This window comes from Meridianimarinicoccus roseus, from assembly GCF_003172915.1.
In the GTDB taxonomy this organism is placed as follows: Bacteria; Pseudomonadota; Alphaproteobacteria; order Rhodobacterales; family Rhodobacteraceae; genus Meridianimarinicoccus; species Meridianimarinicoccus roseus.
Window position 1 is genome coordinate 107,620 of sequence record NZ_QGKU01000026.1, and the last position, 21,776, is coordinate 129,395.

Consider the following 21,776-nt stretch of genomic DNA (forward strand, 5'->3'; position numbering starts at 1 on the left):
GCACCGCATGACCGATGACGCACCGCTGGAGTTCACGCCGCGCGCCCTTGTCGCCGCGGCCGTTCAGACAATTCGAAACCCGCGCGAGGGCGCAGTGCGCGTGATCCGCACCGGCTTGCCGGTACCGGTCCTCTGGACGATGCTGGCCGCCGTGGTGTCGGCATCCGTCGTGATGGGGCAGGGCACTCTGATCGTCACCACGCAGGGCGGCGCGCTGGCCAACCCGTATCTCGCGAACCCGCTTGTGATGTGCGCCATCCAGCTTGGTCTGCTGGTGGTGATGGTCTATGCGATCCACACCATCGGTGGATGGATGGGCGGGCAGGGCGCATTCGAGGACAGCCTCGCGCTGGTCGTCTGGCTGCAATTCGTGATGGCATGCCTTCAGGTGGTGCAGACCGCCGCCCTGTTCGTGCTGCCGCCCGTGGCGGACGTTATCGGGCTTGTCGGCTTGGTGCTTTTCCTTTGGCTCCTGACCCATTTCATCGCCGCCGCGCACGGCTTCCGGTCGCTCGGGATGGTCTTCGTGATGATCCTCGTGTCGGCCTTCGGCATCACTTTCGTGATGAGCCTCGTGCTGGCCCTTTTCGGCATCGCCTCCCCCGGAGATTTCAATGTTTGACGTGCAGGCTGTCCGCCGCGATTTTCCCATCCTCGCGCGCGAGGTGAACGGTAAACCGTTGGTCTACCTCGACAACGGCGCTTCGGCGCAGAAACCGCAGGTCGTGATCGACACGGTGACGCGCGCCTATGCGGAGGAATATTCCAACGTCCATCGCGGACTGCATTTCCTGTCGAACCTTTCCACCGAACGCTACGAGGCCGTGCGTGGCACTATCGCGCGCTTCCTGAACGCGGGCGACGAGAAAAGCATCGTGATGAACTCGGGCACGACCGAGGGGATCAACATGGTGGCCTATGGCTGGGCCATGCCCCGTATGGAAGCGGGCGACGAGATCGTGCTGTCGATCATGGAACACCACGCCAATATCGTGCCCTGGCATTTCCTGCGCGAACGCATGGGCGTGGTGCTGAAATGGGTGGACGTGGATGCCAACGGCGATCTCGACCCGCAGAAGGTGATCGACGCCATCGGCGCGCGCACGAAACTGGTGGCCTGCACGCATCTGTCCAACGTGCTTGGCACGGTCGTGGACATCAAGACCATCGTTGAGGGCGCCCATGCCAAGGGCGTGCCGGTTCTGGTCGATGGCAGTCAGGCCGCCGTCCACATGCCGGTGGACCTGCAGGCGCTGGGCTGCGATTTCTACGCGATCACCGGCCACAAGCTCTATGGTCCGTCCGGTTCCGGCGCAATCTATTTGCGGCCCGAACGGATGGCCGAGATGCGCCCATTCATGGGGGGCGGCGACATGATCCGCGAGGTCGGGCGCGATGTCGTGACATACAACGACCCGCCGATGAAGTTCGAGGCCGGCACGCCGGGGATCGTGCAGATGATCGGCCTTGGCGCCGCTCTCGAATACATGATGGCGCTGGGGATGGACAACATCGCCGCCCACGAGGCCAGCCTGCGCGACTATGCCCGCACGCGGCTCGACGGTTTGAACTGGCTGAACGTGCAGGGCCAGTCCGCGGACAAGGCCGCGATCTTCTCGTTCACCCTGGAGGGCGCGGCCCATGCGCATGACATTTCCACCGTGCTCGACAAGAAGGGCGTCGCGGTGCGAGCGGGGCACCATTGCGCCCAGCCGCTGATGGAGCATATGGGCGTGGCCGCGACCTGCCGCGCCTCCTTCGGGCTTTACAACACAACGGCGGAGGTCGACACACTGGTCGATGCGCTGGAGCTCTGTCACGAGTTCTTCGCCTGATCCGGGCGGCGAATTGGGGCCGGGGCGCCAATTCGCCATTGCGGGGCGCGGTCCGCTTGACTATACCGCACCGCATGGAAAGGCGTGACTTGCACGCCGCATCCATACGGTCGCATAGCTCAGCTGGATAGAGTGTCGCCCTCCGAAGGCGAAGGTCGAAGGTTCGAATCCTTCTGCGACCGCCATTTTCCGAAGACCGGACCGAAGATCCCGCATCGGGCCGCGCGGATCAACCCGCCCTTACCGCATCCGTGCGGCACAGTATCTCGCCGCCGCGCAGATCGTACGGGACGGCGCGCCCCGTGGCGCGATAGGCGGCAAGGCCAATCCATTCCTTCACGCCGCGATTGAGATCTTCAAGGTTGACGGCAAGGTTCCAGCCCCAGTTTCCGTCGAAGCCCGCGGTGCGGTGATCCACGGGCCAGCCGATCAGGTCGGCCCATCCCGCTGCGCAGAATACGCCCGCCGATCGTGGCATGTGGAAGGCCGAAGTCACCAGAAGCACAGGACCATCGGGCAGGTCCCGCACCAGATCGCGGGTCATCACCGCGTTCTGCCAGGTGGTCCGCGACTTGTCTTCGAGGATCAGGCGGTCCGGGTCGATCCCGGCTTCGGTGAAGATACGCCGCGCAACTTCCGCTCCCGATATCTCGCCCGCGACGAACCAGCCGGTGCCGCCCGTGAACACCAGTGCCGCCTGCGGATATCGCAGGGCAAGGGCGATCGCTGCGAGGAACCGTTCGGCCCCCTCGCCGGTGGCGGGCAGCCCGTGCCGCGCGGTCTGTGCCGCCTGTTCGGCACCGCCCAGCACCAGGATCGCTGCGGGCGGGTCGGGAAGGTCTGGGGCGGGGGGGAAGCGCTCCTCAAGCGGGCGCAGAACCACGTCGCCCAGCGGCCAGATCGCCAGCGCGCAGAGCGCCGCGACCAGCAGGCCCAGCAGACCTAGCCCGACCCGGCGCCAGCCCCGCCAGACCGCCGCCATCGCGGCCAGCAGCCCCAGCACGATCCACGTCTCGGGTTTGACGATCGTCCAGACCGTCTTGGAGAGGATCAGGAACAGGTCGGCCACGGCGCGTGCTCCGGCTGTCTGGGTGGGGTCAGGCTTCGCGCAGCGTGTTGACCATCAGCGCGACGTTCTCGGGGTCCGCGTCGGGCGTGATCCCATGCCCGAGATTGAAGATGTGCGGGCCGCCGCTGAACGCCGTGCGGATGCGGCGTACTTCGTCGACCAGCGCGTCGCCCCCGGTGACCATATGGCCCGGCGCCATGTTGCCCTGCACGCAGCCGTCCTTCTGGACATGTTCGGCCGCCCATTCCGGCGCGACCGAATTGTCCAGCGCGACGCAATCCGCGCCGGTCGCCTTTGCGAAGCCGATGTAGTTTTCGCCCGCCTCGCGGGGGAAGGCGATGACCGGGATGCCCGGATGCCGTTCCTTCAGTGCCGCGATGATCTGGCGCGCGGGTTCCAGCGCGTAGTCGCGGAAATCGTCGCCCTTGAGCGATCCGGCCCAGCTGTCGAAGATTTTCACCACCTCCGCGCCCGCGTCGATCTGCGCGGACAGATATTCGATCGTGGCATTCGTCAGCCGCCCGATCAGCGCGTTGAACAGCGGCCGGTTTTCCGCCTTCAGCGCGTGCGCGGGCCCCTGGTCCGGCGTGCCTTGCCCGGCTATCATGTAGGTGGCCACGGTCCAGGGCGCGCCTGCGAAGCCGATCAGCGTAGTCCGCTCGGGCAACTCGCGGCGCAGGATGCGCAGCGTTTCGTAGACCGGGGCGAGGTGGTCGTGCACGTCGGCCGCATGCTTGAGCTTGCCGAAATCGCTGTCGCTGGTGACCGTGGACAGGCGCGGCCCCTCGCCGGTGACGAACCAAAGGTCCGCTCCAAGCGCGTCAGGGATCAGCAGGATGTCGGCGAACAGGATCGCCGCATCGAAATCGTAGCGCCGGATCGGCTGGAGCGTGACCTCGGCCGCAAGCTCGGAATTGTAGCACAGCGACAGGAAATCCCCGGCCTGCGCCCGCGTCGCGCGGTATTCGGGCAGGTAGCGTCCGGCCTGCCGCATCATCCAGATCGGCGGCACGTCGAGTGTTTCGCCGGCCAATGCCCGCAGCAGGGTCTTCTGGGTCTTGGGGTCCGCCATGATGCTCCTCGCGCTGTTTTCCACAGGGTCGTCCCGCAACGGGCGCGCAATGTCAACGCGGCGCACGGTTTCATGTTGTCAATCAAAAATGACAAGGCTACGCAATTGCCATGAAACTCGCTTTGCCCACACCCGCCCAACCGCTTCGTATTGGCACGCGCGGATCGCCGCTCGCGCTGGCCCAGGCGCACGAGACCCGCGACCGCCTGGCCGCCGCCTTCGATCTGCCCGCCGAGGCGTTCGTGATCGAGGTGATCAAGACCACGGGGGACCGGGTGCTCGACCGGCCTCTTAAGGAAATCGGCGGCAAGGGCCTGTTCACCCGCGAGATCGAAGACGCGATGCTGGAAGGGCGCATCGACATCGCGGTGCACTCCATGAAGGATATGCCGACCTTGCAGCCGACCGGGCTGGTGCTGGACTGCTACCTTCCGCGCGAGGATGTGCGCGACGCGTTCGTGTCGCATGACGTGGCTGGGCTTGCGGACCTGCCGCAGGGCGCGGTGGTCGGCTCGTCCAGCCTGCGGCGGCGCGCCCAACTGGCGCATCGCCGCCCCGATCTGACGCTGGTGGAATTTCGCGGCAACGTGCAGACGCGGATGCAGAAGCTGGCTGACGGAGTTGCGGTGGCGACGTTCCTTGCGATGGCCGGTCTGCGGCGGCTGGGCATGACCGACGTCGCGCGCGGCGCGATCGCACCGGAAGACATGCTGCCCGCCGTCGCGCAGGGCGCTATCGGGATCGAGCGGCGGGCGGAGGACACGCGCGCCGGTGCCATGCTGGAGGCGATCCACGACGGGCCGACCGGTCAGCGCCTCGCGGCGGAGCGGGCTTATCTTGCTCGGCTTGATGGGTCGTGCGAGACGCCGATTGCCGGGCTGGCCGAGCTTGACGGAGGGACGCTGCGCCTGCGCGGCGAGATCCTGCGTACCGACGGGTCGGATGCGCTGTCCGACAGCGTGAGCGGCCCGGTCGAGGATGGACCCGAGATGGGCCGCGCGCTTGCGGCGACGCTGCTGGACCGCGCGCCGGAAGGCTTCTTCGACTGGCGCACCGCCTGATACGGTCTTGCGCCGACGCCGGGCGCGCGGCCACGTGGCGATGCGTCATCGCAAAAACGTCACCTGGCCGGGTTAGACCTGAAGCCCGGACAACCGACTGGCAGGGACACGGCAGATGGAACAGGATCAAGGCGACGACGCGCACGCGCGCGATTGGCTGGAAGCGGAACTGGCCGACACGCTGGACGAGGACTACGAGTTGGAGATGTCCGAGCCGGCGCTGTCGCTCGAGATCCGCAAGATCTATCGCAAGGCGCACCCGCCAAGCCTTGAACGGCGCGACTATTTCCGCAAGCTTCTGGAGCTTCAGTCAGAACTGATCAAGCTGCAGGACTGGCTGCAATACAGCGGCGAGAAGGTCGTGGTGATCTTCGAGGGGCGTGACAGTGCAGGCAAGGGAGGGGTGATCAAGCGGATCACCCAGCGGCTGAACCCGCGCGTGGCCCGCGTGGTCGCACTGCCCGCACCGAGCGAGCGGGAAAAGTCGCAATGGTACTTCCAGCGCTACGTGCCGCATCTGCCCGCGGCGGGGGAAATGGTGTTGTTCGACCGGTCCTGGTACAACCGTTCCGGGGTGGAGCGGGTGATGGGCTTTGCCACAGAGGACGAGGTGGAGCAATTCTTCCACGACGTGCCCGAGTTCGAGCGGATGCTGGTGCGGTCGGGCATACGCGTCATAAAGTACTGGTTTTCGATCACCGACGAAGAACAGCAGCTGCGTTTCCTGATGCGGATTCACGATCCCCTCAAGCAGTGGAAACTGTCACCGATGGACCTGCAGAGCCGCGTGCGCTGGGAGCAGTACACCAAGGCCAAGGAAGAGACCTTCGCGCGCACCAATATTCCCGAAGCGCCGTGGTACATCGTGGAAGGCAACGACAAGAAGCGCGCCCGGCTGAATTGCATCGATCACCTGCTGACGCAGATCCCCTACGAGCCGGTTCCGCACGAAGAGGTGCATCTGCCGGAGCGCGTCTATAACAAGGAATACGAACGCGCTGTTCTGCCGCCCGAACTCTACGTGCCGCAGAAATACTGATCCGGTCCGGTCCGACGGACACGCCTGCGGCGTGACGCCATGTCCCCACCCCCGCCTGCGCGGGGGCGGGTCCCGCCGCCTGGCCCGGCCCGGTCACACCGTGAGCAGACCGCGCACTTCGTCATCGACCATTTCGGCGCGCGTGCCCGATTTGACGATCTGGCCGCGGTCCATCACGTGGAAGCTGTCGCACAGATCGCGGGCGAAATCGTAGTACTGTTCCACCAGAACGATGGCCATTTCGCCCTTGTCCCGCAGGTAGGTGATCGCCCGGCCAATATCCTGGATGATCGAGGGCTGGATCCCTTCGGTCGGCTCGTCCAGCACCAGCAGGCGCGGGCGCATCACCATCGCACGGCCGATCGCCAGTTGTTGCTGTTGCCCGCCCGACAGATCGCCGCCACGCCGTCCCAGCATGTCGCGCAGCACCGGGAACAACTCGAACACCTCGTCGGGCACGCTACGCTGCGCGCGGGGCAGAACGGCAAAGCCGGTTTCCAGGTTCTCGCGCACGGTCAGCAGCGGGAAAATCTCGCGCCCCTGCGGCACCGAAGCGATGCCTCCGCGCGCCCGCCCGTCGGAGCGGATGCGCGCGAGGTCCCGTCCTTCCCATTCGATCCTTCCGCCCGAGACCGGGTTGCGCCCGACAATCGCGCGCAGCAGCGTCGTCTTGCCGACGCCGTTGCGACCCAGCACGGTCGTCACCTTGCCGATCTCGGCCTCCAGCGACACCCCGCGCAGCGCTTGCGCGGCCCCGTAATGCACATCGACCTGATCAACCCTGAGCATGCTTGCCCCTTTCGTTCCTCAACGAATGTCCGTGGTGCGCGGCGCGCGCGGCGCAAGTCCGTTCAGCGGCCAAGATACACCTCGATCACCTCGTCATTGGCCGACACGTGGTCGAGCGAGCCTTCGGCCAGCACATGCCCCTGATGCAGGACAGTGACCCGGCAGTTCAGGGCGCGCACGAAATCCATGTCATGTTCGACCACGACGACCGTGTGCTTGCCCGCGATGCCGCGCAGCAGTTCGGCCGTGCGCATTGTTTCGGCGTCGGTCATGCCGGCCGCGGGTTCATCGACAAGCAGCAGTTCCGGATCCTGCGCGAGCAGCATACCGATTTCCAGCCACTGTTTCTGGCCGTGGCTGAGATCGCCCGCCATGTCGGTGCGATGGTCGGTCAGCTTCACGAGTTCCAGCAGATCGGTGATCCGGGCCGTGTCTTCGGTACTGCGGCGATGAAAGAGCGTGGCCCAGACCGAACGGTCGTCCTTGAGCGCGAGCGCGATATTGTCCTCGACCGTCTGGGTTTCGAACACGGTGGGTTTCTGGAACTTGCGTCCGATCCCGAGGCGCGCCGAGCCCGCCTCGTCGATGCGGGTCAGATCGACGGTCTGGTTCCAAAGTACCTCGCCACTGTCGGGCCGGGTCTTGCCGGTGATGATGTCCATCATCGTGGTCTTGCCCGCCCCATTCGGGCCGATCACGGCGCGCAGTTCCCCTTTTTCGACCGTGAGCGACAGGTTGTTGATCGCCTTGAACCCGTCGAAGCTGCGGGTCACTCCGTCAAGCGCAAGCTGGATGCTCATGGTCGTGCCTCCCGTGCGGCTGTCAGATCGCGCGTCGGCGGGCGCCGGCGGAACGTGCCTTCGATCACGCCCAGCACGCCCTGCGGCATGAAGATCGTCACGAAGATGAACAACGCGCCCAGTGCGAAAATCCACAGTTCGGGGAACCAGCCGGTCAAAAGGGTCTGCGCCGCAGCGACGAGGATCGCGCCAAGCGCGGCGCCCACCAGCGTCCCGCGCCCGCCGAGCGCCACCCAGATGACGATCTCGATCGAGTTGGCGGGGCTGAATTCGCCCGGATTGATGATGCCGACCTGCGGCGTGTAAAGCGCGCCCGCGACGCCCGCCATCATCGCCGAGACGGTGAAGACGAACAGCTTGTAGTGCTCGACCCGGTAGCCGATGAACCGCGTGCGGCTTTCGGCGTCGCGCACGGCGATCAGCACCTTGCCTAACTTGGAATTTGTGATCGCCTTGGCGATCAGCAGGCCTGCGGCGAGGGCCAGCGCCGACAGTACGAAGAGCCCGGCGCGCGTGGCGTCCGATTGCAGATCGAAGCCCAGCACATCCTTGAAGTCGGTCAGCCCGTTGTTCCCGCCGAAGCCCATTTCGTTGCGGAAAAACGCGAGCATGAGGGCATAGGTCATCGCCTGCGTGATGATCGAGAGGTACACGCCGGTCACGCGGCTGCGAAAGGCGAACCAGCCGAACACGAAGGCGAGGATTCCGGGCGCGAGCAGGACCATGATGCAGGCGAACCAGAACATGTCGAAGCCGAGCCAGTACCACGGCAGGGCGTCGTAGTTCAGGAAGACCATGAAGTCCGGCAGGTCCGGGTTGGCATAGACCCCCCGGTCGCCGATCTCGCGCATCAAGTGCATCCCCATCGCGTAGCCGCCTAGCGCGAAGAAGGCCCCGTGGCCGAGGCTGAGGATGCCGCAATAGCCCCAGACAAGGTCGAGCGCGACGGCGAGCAGGGCATAGCACAGGTATTTGCCCAGCAGTGAAACGACGTAGGATGGCACGAGGCGGTCTTCTAGGCCGAGATTTCCGACCGGCACGGCGACTGTGAGGATGAAGAGACCCGCAAGGAAGATGCCCATGCGGCGGTCGATGAGGGAGGTCATGGCAGGACTTTCGCGAGGCTAAGGCAGGATCGGATCCGGAGCGCGCCGGGCCAGGACGGGGGGCTCCCGCCCGTCATCATCGGGGCGCTACGCGCCCCGCTTCTTCCCGTTGGGCCGGGCCGCTTCGCGGCTATTGCGCGGGAGGACTGACCGCAGTCTGCCACAGCCGCGCGGCAGCGCGGCCGGGCCCAACCGGAGGCGCTGCGCGCAAGCGCTGCAACGACGGGCGGGAGCCTCCCGTGCCGGGTGTGCCGACGCTCAGCCATCGACTGCGCGCCCTCGCACGGCGAACAGCCCGCGCGGCCGCTTCTGGATGAACAGGATGATGAACACCAGCACGAGGATCTTGGCCAGAACGGCGCCTGACCACGGCTCCAGGAACTTGTTCGCGATCCCGATGCTGAACGCCCCTGCAAGTGTGCCCCAGATGTTGCCGGCACCGCCGAACACGACCACCATGAAGCTGTCCACGATGTAGCTTTGTCCCAGATTGGGCGATACGTTGTCGATCTGGCTCAGCGCGACCCCGGCAAGTCCGGCGATGCCCGCGCCCAGCCCGAAGGTCATCGCATCCACCCAGCCGGTGCGGATGCCCATATTCGCGGCCATCGCGCGGTTCTGCGTCACGGCGCGCATCTGCAGGCCCACCGGGGTGCGCTTCATGACGAACAGCAGGATCGCGAATACCGCGAGCGCGAAGACCAGGATCCACAGCCGGTTGTAGGTAATCGTCATTTGCCCGATCTCGAAGGCGCCCGACATCCACGAAGGGTTGCCGACCTCGCGGTTGTTCGGCCCGAAGATCGAGCGGACGGTTTGCTGCAGGATCAGGCTGACGCCCCATGTCGCGAGCAGCGTTTCCAGCGGGCGGCCGTAGAGGAACCGCACACAGCCCCGTTCGATCGCCACGCCCATCGCACCGGCCACCAGAAAGGCCAGCGGCGCGGCGATCAGCAGCGACCAGTCGAACAGGGCCGGTGCCGCGTTGCGGATGATTTCCTGCACGAAGAAGGTCGTGTAGGCGCCCAGCATCACCAGTTCGCCGTGGGCCATGTTGATCACGCCCATCACGCCGAAGGTAATCGCCAGCCCGATCGCGGCCAGCAACAACACGGATCCAAGCGAGAGGCCGAACCAAACGTTCTGCGCCGCCGACCACATCTGGCGCACCCGTTCGATCCGGTCCACCGCCTCGGATGCGGCGGAGGCAATCTCGGGTGCGTCCGACCCCGTCAGCGGGGTCAGCACCGACAGCGCCACGCCGTCGCCCCGCGCCGCGATCGTCGCGATCGCGTCCAGCTGGGTCGGAACCGGCGCCGTGCCCGCCGTCAATGTCGCCACGGCCACTGCTTCAGCCAGCGCCGTGCGCACATCCGGGTCGGTTTCGGCGTCCAGCGCGGCGGACAGCGCATCGGTCTGGGCCGCGTCGGGCGCGCGGAAGGCGGCCTGCGCCGCCTCCAGCCTGCGGGCCGGATCGGGGTGGCGCAGGGTCAGAGTGCCGACCGCTGCAGCCACCACCCGCCGCAGGGAGTTGTTCACCCGGATCGCGGACGATCCCCGGCGCGGGATTTCGCCGTAGCTTTCGCCGCTCAGCGCGTCGAAGGCATGGTCGTCCCCACCGATTTCGCGCACGATCACGACAGCTTCGTTGGATTTCAGCCGATGCAGGTCGCCTGACGCCAGCGCCTCCAACACGCCCGTGGCCCTCTCATCGCCGGTTTCGGCGATGGCGGAGACCAGTGCCTCGACCTCGTCGAAGTTTCCATCGGGCAGGGCGCGCACCAGACCTTCGAACCCCGGCGCCGCGGCGGTCGGTCCCTCCGCGTCCGTCGCCGGAGCGGTCTGGGGCGACTGGGCGGCTGCAAGAGTGCCGAGGCAAGTCATCAGGAGGGCGGCAAGCCAGAGGCTTTGGCGCGTCATGTCATATCCGATCGTCAGGAAGGAGAGGGCGGCCGCCCGATGCGGCCGCCCCCGGTGGCTGGTGGGAGCGATCAGTTGGTCACGCCGCCGCAGCTTTCGGTTTCGGTGTTGTAGTTCCCGCAGTTGATCGGGTCCGTCCAGTCGGCCATTAGCGGTGCGCTTTCCGGCAGGAAGTCGGACCACGCATCGCCCGGAACCAGGCCTTCGGTTTCCCAGACGACCGAGAACTGACCGTCGTCCTGGATCTCGCCCACCAGCACAGGCTTGGTGATGTGGTGGTTCGGCAGCATTTCCGACATGCCGCCGGTCAGGTTCGGCACGGTTACGCCCACGATGCTGTCAATGACGGCATCCGCATCGGTGGTGCCAGCCTTTTCAACGGCTTCCACCCACATGTTGAAGCCGATGTAATGGGCTTCCATGGGATCGTTGGTCACGCGATTGTCGTCGCCGATGAAATCGAGCCATGTGTTGATGAAAGCGTCGTTCTCGGGCGTGTCCACCGACATGAAGTAGTTCCATGCGGCCAGGTGGCCGACCAGCGGCGCGGTGTCGAGCCCGGCGAGTTCCTCTTCGCCGACCGAGAAGGCGACGACGGGAATGTCCGTCGCGGCGATGCCCTGGTTGCCCAGTTCCTTGTAGAACGGCACGTTGGCGTCGCCGTTGATCGTGCTGACCACGGCCGTCTTCTTGCCGGCCGACCCGAAGGTCTTGATGTCCGACACGATGGTCTGCCAGTCGGAATGCCCGAACGGCGTGTAGTTGATCATGATGTCTTCGGGTGCGACGCCCTTGGACTGCAGGTAGGCTTCGAGGATCTTGTTGGTGGTGCGGGGATAGACATAGTCGGTGCCGGCCAGAACCCAGCGCTCAACGCCTTCCTGTTCCATCAGGTAATCGACCGCCGGGATCGCCTGCTGGTTCGGTGCCGCGCCGGTGTAGAACACGTTGCGCTGGCTTTCCTCGCCCTCGTACTGCACCGGGTAGAACAGGATGGAGTTCAGTTCCTCGAATACCGGCAGGACCGACTTGCGCGACACCGAAGTCCAGCAGCCGAACACAGCGTCCACGCCTTCGCCTTCGATCAACTCGCGCGCCTTTTCGGCGAACAGCGGCCAGTCGGAGGCCGGATCGACCACGACGGCTTCCAGCGGACGACCCAGCAGGCCGCCTTTCTTGTTCTGCTCCTCGATGAGCATCAGCATCGCGTCCTTCAGCGTCGTCTCGGAGATCGCCATCGTGCCGGACAGCGAATGCAGGATGCCGACCTTGATCGGGTCGCCCGATTGCGCAAGCGCAGTGCTGGACAGAAGAGCAGTGGCCAGACCGGCTCCTGCGAGAATTTTCTTGAATGAAGTCATATGCGTTCCCCAGATCGCTGCCGCATTTTCCGCGCCCCGTTCGGTGCGGTTCGGGCATGTCGCCCGCTGCGGTGTCCCAAAATCCCTCCCACGGGGCAGGGCGCACGCGCCCCGTCGTCGCGGGTGTTACGTGACGCCGGGTGATGGCCCGCCGCCTAGGGCAAACTGCGCGGTGGGGTCGCCGCGCGGAACAGGATTTGATGGAAAAGCGGGCATCGAAACGCGCCCGAGCAGATCTGTCCGCAAAAATGGGCGCAAAAATGTCGCAAATGATTATATATTGTGCGAACGGCCAAAATCAGGCTGCTGCTATAGTCGAAAGATCGGTGACGCGGCCGGTCCGGGGGCGACTCTGTAGCAGAAGCGACTTCGCAGGCGGGGCGGCGCAGTCGTACGAAAAACGCCGCCCGCGCGGGGCGGACGGCGTAGTTTCGATCATTTTATCGCGAGGGGGTGTCAGCGTGGTTCAGCGCTCAGCCCCTTGTAGATCGCCCAGCACATGATCAGCAGCACGATCGTGAAAGGCAGGCCCGTCGAAATGACCATCGCCTGCAACGATCCAAGGCCGCCGCCGATCAGCAGCGCGATGGCCACCGCGCCCTCGAAGATGCACCAGAACACCCGCTGGGGCACCGGCGCGTCGATCTTGCCGCCCGCCGTGATCGTGTCGATCACCAGCGACCCGCTGTCAGACGAGGTCACGAAGAACACGATCACCAGTACGATCCCGAGGGTGGAAGTGATGCCCGACAGGGGTAGCCCTTCCAGCATCGCGAAAAGCGACAGTTCGGGAACGTAGTTGTCGATCACGTTCGCCTTCACCATCGAGTCCGCACCGTTTGCGACCATGTCGTTGATCGCGGCGCCGCCGAAGACGGCCATCCAGAAGATGCAGACAAGGCTGGGGATCAGCAGAACGCAGGTAACGAATTCGCGCACGGTGCGGCCGCGGCTGACCCGCGCGATGAACATGCCGACGAAGGGCGACCAGCTGATCCACCACGCCCAGTAGAACGCCGTCCAGCCTTGGCGGTAGCCGTCGTCTTCGCGCCCGAAGGGCATCGACAGCGGCACGACTTCCTGAACGTAAGCGACAAGCCCGCGGCCGAATTCGCTCAGGATGGTCATGGCGCCCGCCGCGAACAGCACGAACAGAAGCAGTGCGAAGGCCAGCCCCATGTTGATTTCGGACAGGACCTTGACGCCTCCGTCGAGGCCGCGCAGCACCGAGACGAGAGCGATGGCCGTGATGCCGGTAATCAGCAGCACCTGGACCGTGACGTTGTTCGGTAGGCCATAGATGTGTTCAAGACCGGCGTTGGCCTGCGTCGCGCCGAAGCCCAGCGATGTGGCAAGGCCGAAGAGAGTGGCGAAAACCGCGATCACGTCGATCACGTGACCCCACCAGCCCCACACGCGTTCACCCAGCAGAGGGTAGAAGGCCGAGCGGATCGAAAGCGGCAGACCCTTGTTGTAGCTGAACAGCGCCAGCGCCAGCGCCACCACGGCGTAGATCGCCCAGGGGTGCAGCGCCCAGTGGAACGACGTTGCGGCCAGCGCCATCCGGCGTGCCTCGTCCACGTTGGCGGCGATCAGGTTGCCGTTTTCATCGAACGGCCGCACAAGACCAAGCGGCTCGTCGCCCCAGGGGGTGCCGAAATAGTATGCCGGTTCGAGAACCCCGAAGAACATCAGCCCGATGCCCATGCCGGCCGCGAACAGCATCGCGAACCAGCCAATGTAGCTGTAATCTGGTGTCGCATCCGTGCCGCCAAGGCGAACCTTGCCGACGGGAAGAACGATCAGCGCCAGGCAGAACAGGACGAACACGTTCGCCGCGCTGAGGAAGAACCAGTCGAATGTGCTGGTCAGCCACGGGCGCAGCGCGCCGAAGATTTCCTCGGCCTGTTCTGGCAATGCCAGCGCGTAGAATACGAAGGCCACCACCGAAAGGCCGGAGATGGCGAAAACCGGGTTGTGGATGTCGAAACCGAATGGGCCCACGGACCCTTCGATGTTGTCCTGACCGATGGAGTAGTCGGTATCGATCAGATCGGACGGCCCTTCCGGTGCTGGTACGCCCGTGTCGTCTGGTAGATCAGTCATGCAATATCCTTTTCGGTTTGGCTCAGCGGACGACGAAGACCGACGCCTTCGCGCGCCGTGCGACCGCGCCGCCATGGGAGGGCCACAGGTGGTCCGCGACGTTCGGGATGTGAGAGGCGATGACGATGCAGTCCGCCTCCAGATCGTCGGCCGCCTTCAGCAGCGTGTCGTTCAGGTCGATCGCCGGATCGTGGCTTGCATAGGCGCGCGCGGCCGTGGTGATGCCATGCTGTTCGCCCTGCTCCTGCGCGAACTGCGCCAGCCGGTCTGCGTATTCGTCCGGATTGTGGCCAAGCCCAGTAGGAGTTTCGGCGGTGACCCCGACATAGGTGACCTTGGCCTGTGCCGCCCGTCCCAGCAGCGCGGCGGTTTCCAGCGCGCGAGGCAGCCGGTCCGCATGGGCAAGGTCGACCGGGACCATGATGTGTGTGTACATTTTACCTCTCTGGTCGCATGTTTTTTCATTGGGGCCAGAGGGCGCATGATGTCGCTTTCTGACCCAGCACCTCTCAAACACTATGTCCAAAACACATGAATTGACAGGCGATTCACGAAGTTTTCTGGTCTGACCGCGACACGGGTGTCGCAAACCGGCCATCTTCGCCGAGGTCGGCGCGGCGCGGCGGACGTCGTTTTCTGCCGCCGGTCCGCGACCTTGCGGCAGGATCGTGGCGGGGTGGCCGGGGCCCTCGACGGGGTCTGTTGAGGTTTGCGCACAGGGTGTGTGCGCGGCGGTGCGCCCGGGTCGGCCGTCGCCAAGACGGGCCAAGGCTGCGCGCAGTCGCAATGCGGGCCAGCGAAGCGCCGCGCGCGAGGGATCAGCGGAAAGGGTAGGGTACAGCGTTGGGCAAGGCGCATGTGGCGGGTCGGTCTTGACCGCGACGCGATCCTTGACTAACCCGATTGCCAGCGCGGGTATGGTGTAATGGTAGCGCCCTAGCCTTCCAAGCTAGTCGTGCGGGTTCGATTCCCGCTACCCGCTCCAATTTCTGATCAGGATCGAACTGTCGCCTATGCCGTCGTCGCCGCGAGCGTCTGTCGACGTTGTGGCACTCTGGGTTAATTCGTCCGTAGGGATAGGGTATCCATACGTTAGGCGATGCGACTTTCCTTGGTGGTAGCATCAGGCATGCGTATGAATACTTGACGAATGCGCCCCGCACCCCCGACTTCCTGCAGGTTGCGCGAAACGGCATGCGGGTCGATTAGGAGGTATGAAGATGACCTCCGCCTTCCCACTGATCTCTCTGCTTCTTGTCACCTGCATCGGTCTGATGTCGGTCGGGCTTTTTCAGTCGGCGTCCGATCTCGGACGCGGACCGCTGGTCGTGGTCGCGCCTCCCTGGCACGGTGGGCCAGCCGCAATCGTGGCGGCCGCCGGAGGGCGGATCGTCGGCCTGGACCAGGCGCCGCTTTCGGTTCTTGCGGACGGTGCGAGCGCCGAGGCGCTGCGTGAGGCGGGCGCGTGGTTCGTGCTCGGGTCATCGGCACTAAACTTTTTCTGCGGCACTGGAGCTGACACATGACCACCGTGAACGATACACTGTCCCGCATCGACGGCCCATACGTGGCGCGCATCGTCACGATGATCTTGTTGCCCGTGCCACCGGTTGCCGCGCTGATCGCCGGCAATGCGGTCTTGCCCTTTCTGGCATCCGGAATTGTCTTTGTCGCCGTCGCCCTGCTGTCCCGGCGCCTCGAACCCGCGTCGCAGCCGTTGGTGCTGTCGCTTGTCCTGATAGGGCAATGCATCGCCTTCACCGCTTCGCTCGCCAACCATCCGTGGCAGATCGATTCGCACATGCTGTTCTTCGGAATGCTCGCGATCATCGCGACGCTGTCGAGCATTCCCGCGCTGCTGGCGGCGGTTGCGTTGACCGCCGTGCATCACCTTTCGCTTGGCCTCTTGCTGCCTGCGTTGGTGTTTCCGGTGGCCGGGATGCTCGATGCAGTCGAGCGCGTGCTGTTTCATGCGGTGATCGTGATCCTCGAGGCCGCTGTCCTGCTGTGGTCGATGGTGCACAGCGCGAGGGCCAAGGCCGAGATCGAGGCCGGACGCGCCCGTCTCGAGGAAACCGCCGCAGAAGCTGCCGAGGCCCGTGCCAGTGCCGAAAAGGCGCGCGAGAAAGCCGTGGCGGCAGCCTCAAACACCCGCATCGAAGGTCGCCGCGCCGCGTCTGCGGTCGAGCAGATCGCGACGTCCGCCCGTGCGACGGCCGAGAACGCCCGCAACGTGCAGGCCACTGTCGCTGAAACGCAAGGCGAGGCCACCCGTTCCAGCGACGTGGTCAAGCGTGCAATCGGGGCGATGACGGAGATCGAGAAATCTTCCGAACAGATCCGCCAGATCATCACCATGATCGACGAGATCGCTCGTCAGACCGACCTTCTGGCGCTCAACGCCGCGGTCGAAGCGGCCCGGGCGGGCGAGGCCGGTCGGGGCTTCGCGGTGGTCGCGACCGAGGTGCGCGAACTTGCCAAACGGTCGGCGGACGCGGCGCAGCAGATCCGGTCGCTTGTGACGACCTCCTCTGGTCAGGTGGTGGAAGGCGTGGACCTTGTCGGCGAGACCGGCGAAGTCCTGAAGCGCATCGTGACCGCCGTGACCGAGATCGACACCCTGATGCGGGGTATCGCGACCTCGGCCGAGGAGCAGTCCGAGGGGCTGAACGACGTGACCTGTGCCATAGCGCGGATCGACAGCATCACCGACGAGGAAGAGACCGCGGACGATGCCGACTTCATCGCCGAGGCCTCGGACAGGACAGGCACATCGCGCAATCGCGCCTTCATGACCGATACCCTCGCGGTGCCCGCAGCGGCGTAACGCCAGCCGAAAGCGGGATAGCGCCCCAGTCGGGCCAAGCGAAGATCAACGAAAACGGGCCGCATCGCGGCCCGTTGTCTTTTTTGGCGGCGGTGACCTGAACTGGAGAATCCGGTTTCACGGCCTCGCCCGCGCAGTTATAGGGGACGCCGGATCAGGATACGGAGAACCGGATGGCCAATGTCGTGGTTGTGGGCGCCCAGTGGGGCGACGAGGGAAAAGGCAAGATCGTCGACTGGCTGAGCGAGCGCGCGGACGTGATCGCCCGGTTCCAGGGCGGGCACAATGCCGGGCACACGCTGGTGATCGACGGCAAAGTCTACAAACTGTCACTGTTGCCGTCGGGTATTTTGCGCAAAGGCAAGCTCAGCGTGATCGGCAACGGCGTCGTGCTCGATCCTTGGGCGCTGGTGTCCGAGATTGCGAAAATCGAGGGGCAGGGCGTATCCGTGTCCACCGAGAACCTTGTGATCGCAGAGAACACGCCGCTGATCCTTCCGGTTCACCAGGATCTCGACAAGATCCGCGAAGAGGCGGCGGGCAAGGCCAAGATCGGCACCACCGGGCGCGGCATCGGCCCGGCCTACGAGGACAAGGTTGGCCGCCGCGCCGTGCGTCTGGCCGATCTCGCCGACGCCGAGACGCTGGAACGCCGTCTCGACCGGCTGCTCGCCCATCACGACCCGCTGCGCCGCGGCCTCGGCGTGCCGACTATCGACCGGGACGATCTGCGCGCGCGCCTGCTGGACATCGCGCCGAAGATCCTGCCCTATGCCGCTCCGGTCTGGAAGCTGCTGTCCGAGAAGCGCAAGTCGGGCAAGCGGATCCTGTTCGAAGGCGCGCAGGGCGCCTTGCTGGACATCGATTTCGGCACCTACCCTTATGTCACCTCGTCCAACACCATGTCGGGCATGGCGGCGACCGGCACCGGTATGGGGCCAGGCTCCATCGACTTCGTGCTGGGCATCGTGAAGGCCTACACCACGCGCGTCGGTGAAGGGCCGTTCCCGACCGAGCTTGGCGACGCCGTCGGGCGGCACCTTGCCGATGTCGGCCGCGAGAAGGGCACCGTAACCGGGCGGGATCGCCGCTGCGGCTGGTTCGACGCCGTGCTGGTGCGGCAGACCTGCACGACTTCCGGGGTGAAGGGCATCGCGCTGACCAAGCTCGACGTGCTCGACGGGCTGGACGAACTGAAGATCTGCACCGGCTACGCGCTGGACGGCAAGGTGCTGGATTATCTGCCCACCGCCGCCGAGGAACAGGCCCGCGTCACCCCGGTCTACGAGACGATGGAGGGCTGGAAGGACAGCACGGCGGGCGCGCGCAGCTGGGCCGACCTGCCCGGGGCCGCGGTGAAATATGTTCGCCGCATCGAGGAACTGATCGAGTGCCCGGTCGCGCTGCTGTCCACGTCGCCCGAACGCGAGGACACCATCCTCGTGACCGATCCTTTCGCCGACTGACTGCTCAGCCCGCCGCGCCCGCGCCGCATTGAAAGCGCGCGGGCGACGGTTAGGTGAAAGGCGGCATGACAAGGAGGCGTCCATGACACTGTCCTACAAGGCCCGGCGGCGCTGGTCGCTCGTGATCCTGCTGATCGGCCTGCCGGTCTACATCGTCGCGTCGGTGAGCATCCTGAACGCGCTCGGTCGTCCGCCACTGGTGGTGGAATTCTTCGTCTACGTGCTTCTGGGGGTGCTTTGGGCGCTGCCGTTCCGCTTCGTGTTCCGGGGGATCGGCAAGCCCGATCTCGACCAAGAGGCGAAGTGACGGCGCCGGTCCTGCAGAAAGGCGCGCCGGTCACGTTGGCCGGAGGAGGGCCGATCCGGCCAGAGGACCTCGAAGCCTGCCTGACGCTGTCGGCCGGGCTGGTTGCGGCTGATGGCGGCGCCGACACGCTGCTGGCGCTGGGGGCCCGGCCGGACGTGGTGATCGGCGACATGGATTCGCTCAGCCCGGAAGGCCGTCGTGACCTTGCCGGGCGACTTCACCCTGTGTCCGAGCAGGACAGCACCGATTTCGAAAAGTGCCTGATCCGTATCGCTGCGCCGCTGGTACTGGCGGTGGGCTTCACCGGTGCGCGGATCGACCACGCGCTTGCGGTGTTCAACGCGCTGGTGCGGCACCGGGCGCGGCGCTGCGTCGTGGTGTCGGACCGCGAGGTCATTTTACTGGCGCCGCCCGCGTTGTCGCTGCCGCTGCTTGCGGGCACACGGGTTTCGCTGTTTCCGTTATGCGCGGTGAGCGGGCGCAGCCGCGGGTTGGACTGGCCGCTGGACGGCATCGACTTCGCGCCTGCGGGCACGATCGGCACGTCGAACCGGGCGACCGGGACGGTCACATTGGGCTTTGATGCGCCGGGGATGCTCCTGATCCTGCCCCGGCGCTGCCTGCCGGAGCTGCTAGCCGGGCTGGACGAGGCGCCGCACTGGCCCTGAGACGCGGCGCGGCGGGCGCGCACACACGCCGCGCACCACCCCGTGAACGCGCGACAGACGGATTTGTGCCGCTTTGCCCTCGCGGCCCGCGCCGCGCCCCCCTATAAGGAGCGCGGATCGACGAAGGAGGCGCACCCATGTCCGACGCACCGACCGGCGCGGAAGCCGGAAAATTCGCAGCCGCGATGCGCGCAGTCGAGCTTGTCGAAGACGGCATGGCCGTCGGGTTGGGCACCGGGTCCACCGCGGCCTGGATGGTGCGCGCACTGGCCGCCCGTGCCGCCGCCGAAGACCTTTCGCTGACCTGCGTTCCGACCTCGACCCGCACCGGGGCACTGGCCGCGCGGCTCGGGCTGAACGTGGTTTCGCTGGACGAGGTGGACGGCTTGGACCTGACCATCGACGGCGCAGACGAATTCGACCCGGATTTCCGCCTGATCAAGGGTGGCGGCGCGGCCCATCTGCAGGAAAAGATCGTCGCCGCCGCCTCACGCAGGCTGGTCGTCATCTCAGATCCCAGCAAGCAGGTGGCGCATCTCGGGGCCTTCCCGCTGCCGGTCGAGGTCACGCCGTTTGGCCACCGTGCAACGCTGCGCCTGCTGCGCCGGGCACTGGAAGGGGCCGATGTGGACGGGCGCGAGATCACGCTGCGCCAGCACGAGGCCGTGCCGCTGATGACCGACGAAGGCAACCTCGTCTACGATCTGCACCTGCGCCGCATCGGCGATCCAGAGGGGCTGATGCGCGATCTGACCTGCCTGCCCGGCGTGGTCGAGACAGGGCTGTTCCTCGGCTTGTGCGACACCGTGATCATCGGCCACCCGGACGGGCGCGCCGAAACCCTGCGCAGGGGCGCCGCGCCCGAGATTGCCGCAGTGGACATGGCCGCCGCCGCCGGACTGCCCGACTGACAGCCGGTGCGCACGCACCGAACACGACCCTGACGAAAGGACGACCTGATGAGCTTCGACTATGATCTTTTCGTGATCGGCGGCGGATCAGGCGGTGTGCGCGCGGCGCGCGTTGCCGCCGCGACGGGCGCAAAGGTCGCGCTGGCCGAGGAAAGCCGTATGGGCGGCACCTGCGTGATCCGCGGCTGCGTGCCCAAGAAACTGATGGTGTTCGCCTCTGGCTACCGCGAGATTTTCAACGACGCGCGCGGCTACGGCTGGGATGTCAAAAACGGGGAACTGGACTGGCCTGCCTTCCGCACCAAGCTGGAGTCGGAACTCGACAGGCTGGAGGGCGTCTATCAAAAGCTGTTGGAGGGCTCGGGCGTAACATGGTTCGGCCAGCGCGCCACGCTGAGCGACCCGCATGAGGTCGAACTGGCCGACGGCACGCGGATCAGCGCCAAGCACATCCTCGTGGCCACGGGCGGTTGGCCCTTCGTCCCGGACATGCCGGGCTGCGAGTCCGTGATCACCTCGAACGATATATTCCACCTGGACCAGTTGCCCGACACGATGCTGATCGTCGGCGGCGGCTATATCGCCAGCGAATTCGCCTGCATCCTGAACGGGCTTGGCGTCAAGGTCACGCAGTTCTACCGCGGTGCGCAGATCCTGCGCGGTTTCGACGACGAAGCGCGCGGGCTGGTGGCCGAAAAGATGCAGGAGAACGGCATCCACCTGCGCACCGGCACCAACGTGATCGAAATGGCCGACCGGGGCGCGGATGGGACATGGGTCAAGGCGACCGACGGTTCGCACGACACGTACGACCGTGTGATGTACGCGACCGGCCGCAAGCCCAATACCGAAGGTCTGGGACTGGAGGCGCTGGGGGTGGAGCTTGGCCGCAACGGCGAAGTCAAGGTGGATGCCTATAGCCAGACGGCGGTGCCGTCGATCTACGCGATCGGTGACGTCACCGACCGGGTGAACCTGACGCCGGTTGCGATCCGCGAGGGCATGGCCTTCGTCGAGACTGTGTTCAAGGGGAACCCGACCGCGCCGGACCACGACCTGATCCCATCTGCGGTCTTTACCCAGCCCGAACTGGGCACCATCGGGCTGACCGAGGAGGCCGCGCGTGACCTTGAACCGATCGAAGTCTACTGCACCTCGTTCAAGGCAATGCAGCAGGCCTTTGCCGGTCGCGACGACCGTGTGCTGATGAAACTGATCGTCAGCCAGGCCACCCGGCGCGTTCTGGGATGCCACATCGTCGCGCCGCAAGCAGGCGAGATGATCCAGCTGGCGGGCATCGCGGTGAAGATGGGCGCGACGAAAGAGGATTTCGACCGGACCGTCGCCGTGCACCCCACCATGGCCGAGGAACTGGTAACCATGAAGTCGCCCCTGCGCACGGGTTGATATTGCGCGCCGGGCAATCATCTAGAAGACAT

General features: G+C 65.7%; 20 protein-coding genes and 2 tRNA genes. 13 read left to right on the forward strand and 9 right to left on the reverse strand.

Annotated elements, in window-relative coordinates:
- Nucleotides 1–7: 7 nt before the first annotated feature.
- The 3 genes from DKT77_RS06410 to DKT77_RS06420 all read left to right on the forward strand — a co-directional run bounded on the left by DKT77_RS06410 (nt 8) and on the right by DKT77_RS06420 (nt 2,020).
- A complete protein-coding gene (locus tag DKT77_RS06410; protein WP_238547721.1) occupies nt 8–622 on the forward strand; it encodes a Yip1 family protein in 615 nt (204 codons plus the stop codon).
- Nucleotides 615–1,835 (forward strand): cysteine desulfurase, encoded by a 1,221-nt coding sequence (locus DKT77_RS06415; protein WP_109810888.1) that lies wholly within the window; start codon nt 615–617, stop codon nt 1,833–1,835. The genes DKT77_RS06410 and DKT77_RS06415 overlap by 8 nt, the downstream gene beginning before the upstream one ends.
- A 108-nt stretch (nt 1,836–1,943) precedes the next feature.
- Nucleotides 1,944–2,020: transfer RNA gene (locus DKT77_RS06420), tRNA-Arg, on the forward strand.
- A gap of 44 nt (nt 2,021–2,064) precedes the next feature.
- On the opposite strand, the gene DKT77_RS06425 is transcribed toward DKT77_RS06420, so the two are convergent.
- Nucleotides 2,065–2,904, reverse strand: a complete 840-nt coding sequence (locus tag DKT77_RS06425) for a YdcF family protein (RefSeq protein WP_109810889.1) — start codon at nt 2,902–2,904, stop codon at nt 2,065–2,067.
- Nucleotides 2,905–2,932: 28 nt separating this feature from the next.
- Nucleotides 2,933–3,976 (reverse strand): uroporphyrinogen decarboxylase, encoded by a 1,044-nt coding sequence (gene hemE, locus DKT77_RS06430; protein WP_109810890.1) that lies wholly within the window; start codon nt 3,974–3,976, stop codon nt 2,933–2,935.
- Between the two features lie 110 nt (nt 3,977–4,086).
- Between hemE and hemC the strand changes: the two genes are divergently transcribed.
- Both hemC and ppk2 read left to right on the forward strand, forming a co-directional pair.
- Complete coding sequence (gene hemC / locus DKT77_RS06435; RefSeq protein ID WP_109810891.1) at nt 4,087–5,037, forward strand: hydroxymethylbilane synthase; 951 nt, start codon at nt 4,087–4,089, stop codon at nt 5,035–5,037.
- A gap of 115 nt (nt 5,038–5,152) precedes the next feature.
- Nucleotides 5,153–6,076, forward strand: a complete 924-nt coding sequence (gene ppk2 / locus DKT77_RS06440) for a polyphosphate kinase 2 (RefSeq protein ID WP_109810892.1) — start codon at nt 5,153–5,155, stop codon at nt 6,074–6,076.
- A 93-nt stretch (nt 6,077–6,169) separates the two neighbouring features.
- Here the strand turns inward: ppk2 and urtE are convergent, their stop codons facing one another.
- The 7 genes from urtE to DKT77_RS06475 form a co-directional block, all read right to left on the reverse strand.
- Entirely contained in the window at nt 6,170–6,865 is a 696-nt protein-coding gene (gene urtE, locus DKT77_RS06445; RefSeq protein WP_109810893.1) for an urea ABC transporter ATP-binding subunit UrtE, read from the reverse strand.
- Nucleotides 6,866–6,927: 62 nt separating this feature from the next.
- Entirely contained in the window at nt 6,928–7,665 is a 738-nt protein-coding gene (gene urtD / locus DKT77_RS06450) for an urea ABC transporter ATP-binding protein UrtD (protein WP_109810894.1), read from the reverse strand.
- The gene (gene urtC / locus DKT77_RS06455) at nt 7,662–8,771 is read right to left on the reverse strand and encodes an urea ABC transporter permease subunit UrtC (RefSeq protein ID WP_109810895.1); all 1,110 of its coding nucleotides are present in this window, start codon (nt 8,769–8,771) and stop codon (nt 7,662–7,664) included. The genes urtD and urtC overlap by 4 nt, the downstream gene beginning before the upstream one ends.
- Nucleotides 8,772–9,029: 258 nt before the next feature.
- Entirely contained in the window at nt 9,030–10,691 is a 1,662-nt protein-coding gene (urtB, locus tag DKT77_RS06460) for an urea ABC transporter permease subunit UrtB (RefSeq protein ID WP_238547722.1), read from the reverse strand.
- A 71-nt stretch (nt 10,692–10,762) separates the two neighbouring features.
- On the reverse strand, nt 10,763–12,052 hold the full coding sequence (urtA, locus tag DKT77_RS06465) for an urea ABC transporter substrate-binding protein (RefSeq protein WP_109810896.1): 1,290 nt from the start codon (nt 12,050–12,052) through the stop codon (nt 10,763–10,765).
- Nucleotides 12,053–12,508: 456 nt separating this feature from the next.
- On the reverse strand, nt 12,509–14,158 hold the full coding sequence (locus DKT77_RS06470) for a BCCT family transporter (protein ID WP_109810897.1): 1,650 nt from the start codon (nt 14,156–14,158) through the stop codon (nt 12,509–12,511).
- Between the two features lie 22 nt (nt 14,159–14,180).
- A complete protein-coding gene (locus tag DKT77_RS06475) occupies nt 14,181–14,594 on the reverse strand; it encodes a universal stress protein (protein WP_109810898.1) in 414 nt (137 codons plus the stop codon).
- 475 nt (nt 14,595–15,069) lie between these two features.
- Between DKT77_RS06475 and DKT77_RS06480 the strand changes: the two genes are divergently transcribed.
- The 8 genes from DKT77_RS06480 (at nt 15,070) to gor (ending at nt 21,744) form a co-directional block, all read left to right on the forward strand.
- Nucleotides 15,070–15,143, forward strand: a tRNA-Gly gene (locus DKT77_RS06480).
- A gap of 235 nt (nt 15,144–15,378) precedes the next feature.
- On the forward strand, nt 15,379–15,684 hold the full coding sequence (locus tag DKT77_RS06485) for a hypothetical protein (protein WP_146204970.1): 306 nt from the start codon (nt 15,379–15,381) through the stop codon (nt 15,682–15,684).
- Nucleotides 15,681–16,985, forward strand: a complete 1,305-nt coding sequence (locus tag DKT77_RS06490) for a methyl-accepting chemotaxis protein (protein ID WP_109810900.1) — start codon at nt 15,681–15,683, stop codon at nt 16,983–16,985. The genes DKT77_RS06485 and DKT77_RS06490 overlap by 4 nt, the downstream gene beginning before the upstream one ends.
- 173 nt (nt 16,986–17,158) lie before the next feature.
- Nucleotides 17,159–18,451 (forward strand): adenylosuccinate synthase, encoded by a 1,293-nt coding sequence (locus tag DKT77_RS06495; RefSeq protein ID WP_109810901.1) that lies wholly within the window; start codon nt 17,159–17,161, stop codon nt 18,449–18,451.
- Nucleotides 18,452–18,533: 82 nt separating this feature from the next.
- Nucleotides 18,534–18,758, forward strand: coding sequence for a DUF2842 domain-containing protein (locus DKT77_RS06500; RefSeq protein ID WP_109810902.1), 225 nt, complete (start codon nt 18,534–18,536; stop codon nt 18,756–18,758).
- The gene (locus DKT77_RS06505; RefSeq protein WP_109810903.1) at nt 18,755–19,426 is read left to right on the forward strand and encodes a thiamine diphosphokinase; all 672 of its coding nucleotides are present in this window, start codon (nt 18,755–18,757) and stop codon (nt 19,424–19,426) included. The genes DKT77_RS06500 and DKT77_RS06505 overlap by 4 nt, the downstream gene beginning before the upstream one ends.
- Before the next feature lie 137 nt (nt 19,427–19,563).
- Nucleotides 19,564–20,337 carry a ribose-5-phosphate isomerase RpiA gene (gene rpiA / locus DKT77_RS06510; protein ID WP_109810904.1) on the forward strand — a complete coding sequence of 258 codons (774 nt, stop codon included), beginning with the start codon at nt 19,564–19,566 and terminating at the stop codon, nt 20,335–20,337.
- A 48-nt stretch (nt 20,338–20,385) separates the two neighbouring features.
- Complete coding sequence (gene gor / locus DKT77_RS06515) at nt 20,386–21,744, forward strand: glutathione-disulfide reductase (protein WP_109810905.1); 1,359 nt, start codon at nt 20,386–20,388, stop codon at nt 21,742–21,744.
- Nucleotides 21,745–21,776: the final 32 nt, after the last annotated feature.

What these genes read in the sequence shown, in the direction of transcription:
- DKT77_RS06410 (WP_238547721.1), top strand. Translation starts at nt 8, where the DNA reads ATGACCGATGACGCACCGCTGGAGTTCACGCCGCGCGCCCTTGTCGCC.
- DKT77_RS06415 (WP_109810888.1), top strand. Translation starts at nt 615, where the DNA reads ATGTTTGACGTGCAGGCTGTCCGCCGCGATTTTCCCATCCTCGCGCGC.
- hemE (WP_109810890.1), bottom strand. Translation starts at nt 3,976, where the DNA reads ATGGCGGACCCCAAGACCCAGAAGACCCTGCTGCGGGCATTGGCCGGC.
- hemC (WP_109810891.1), top strand. Translation starts at nt 4,087, where the DNA reads ATGAAACTCGCTTTGCCCACACCCGCCCAACCGCTTCGTATTGGCACG.
- ppk2 (WP_109810892.1), top strand. Translation starts at nt 5,153, where the DNA reads ATGGAACAGGATCAAGGCGACGACGCGCACGCGCGCGATTGGCTGGAA.
- urtE (WP_109810893.1), bottom strand. Translation starts at nt 6,865, where the DNA reads ATGCTCAGGGTTGATCAGGTCGATGTGCATTACGGGGCCGCGCAAGCG.
- urtD (WP_109810894.1), bottom strand. Translation starts at nt 7,665, where the DNA reads ATGAGCATCCAGCTTGCGCTTGACGGAGTGACCCGCAGCTTCGACGGG.
- urtC (WP_109810895.1), bottom strand. Translation starts at nt 8,771, where the DNA reads ATGACCTCCCTCATCGACCGCCGCATGGGCATCTTCCTTGCGGGTCTC.
- urtB (WP_238547722.1), bottom strand. Translation starts at nt 10,691, where the DNA reads ATGACGCGCCAAAGCCTCTGGCTTGCCGCCCTCCTGATGACTTGCCTC.
- urtA (WP_109810896.1), bottom strand. Translation starts at nt 12,052, where the DNA reads ATGACTTCATTCAAGAAAATTCTCGCAGGAGCCGGTCTGGCCACTGCT.
- DKT77_RS06470 (WP_109810897.1), bottom strand. Translation starts at nt 14,158, where the DNA reads ATGACTGATCTACCAGACGACACGGGCGTACCAGCACCGGAAGGGCCG.
- DKT77_RS06475 (WP_109810898.1), bottom strand. Translation starts at nt 14,594, where the DNA reads ATGTACACACACATCATGGTCCCGGTCGACCTTGCCCATGCGGACCGG.
- DKT77_RS06485 (WP_146204970.1), top strand. Translation starts at nt 15,379, where the DNA reads ATGACCTCCGCCTTCCCACTGATCTCTCTGCTTCTTGTCACCTGCATC.
- DKT77_RS06490 (WP_109810900.1), top strand. Translation starts at nt 15,681, where the DNA reads ATGACCACCGTGAACGATACACTGTCCCGCATCGACGGCCCATACGTG.
- DKT77_RS06495 (WP_109810901.1), top strand. Translation starts at nt 17,159, where the DNA reads ATGGCCAATGTCGTGGTTGTGGGCGCCCAGTGGGGCGACGAGGGAAAA.
- DKT77_RS06500 (WP_109810902.1), top strand. Translation starts at nt 18,534, where the DNA reads ATGACACTGTCCTACAAGGCCCGGCGGCGCTGGTCGCTCGTGATCCTG.
- rpiA (WP_109810904.1), top strand. Translation starts at nt 19,564, where the DNA reads ATGTCCGACGCACCGACCGGCGCGGAAGCCGGAAAATTCGCAGCCGCG.
- gor (WP_109810905.1), top strand. Translation starts at nt 20,386, where the DNA reads ATGAGCTTCGACTATGATCTTTTCGTGATCGGCGGCGGATCAGGCGGT.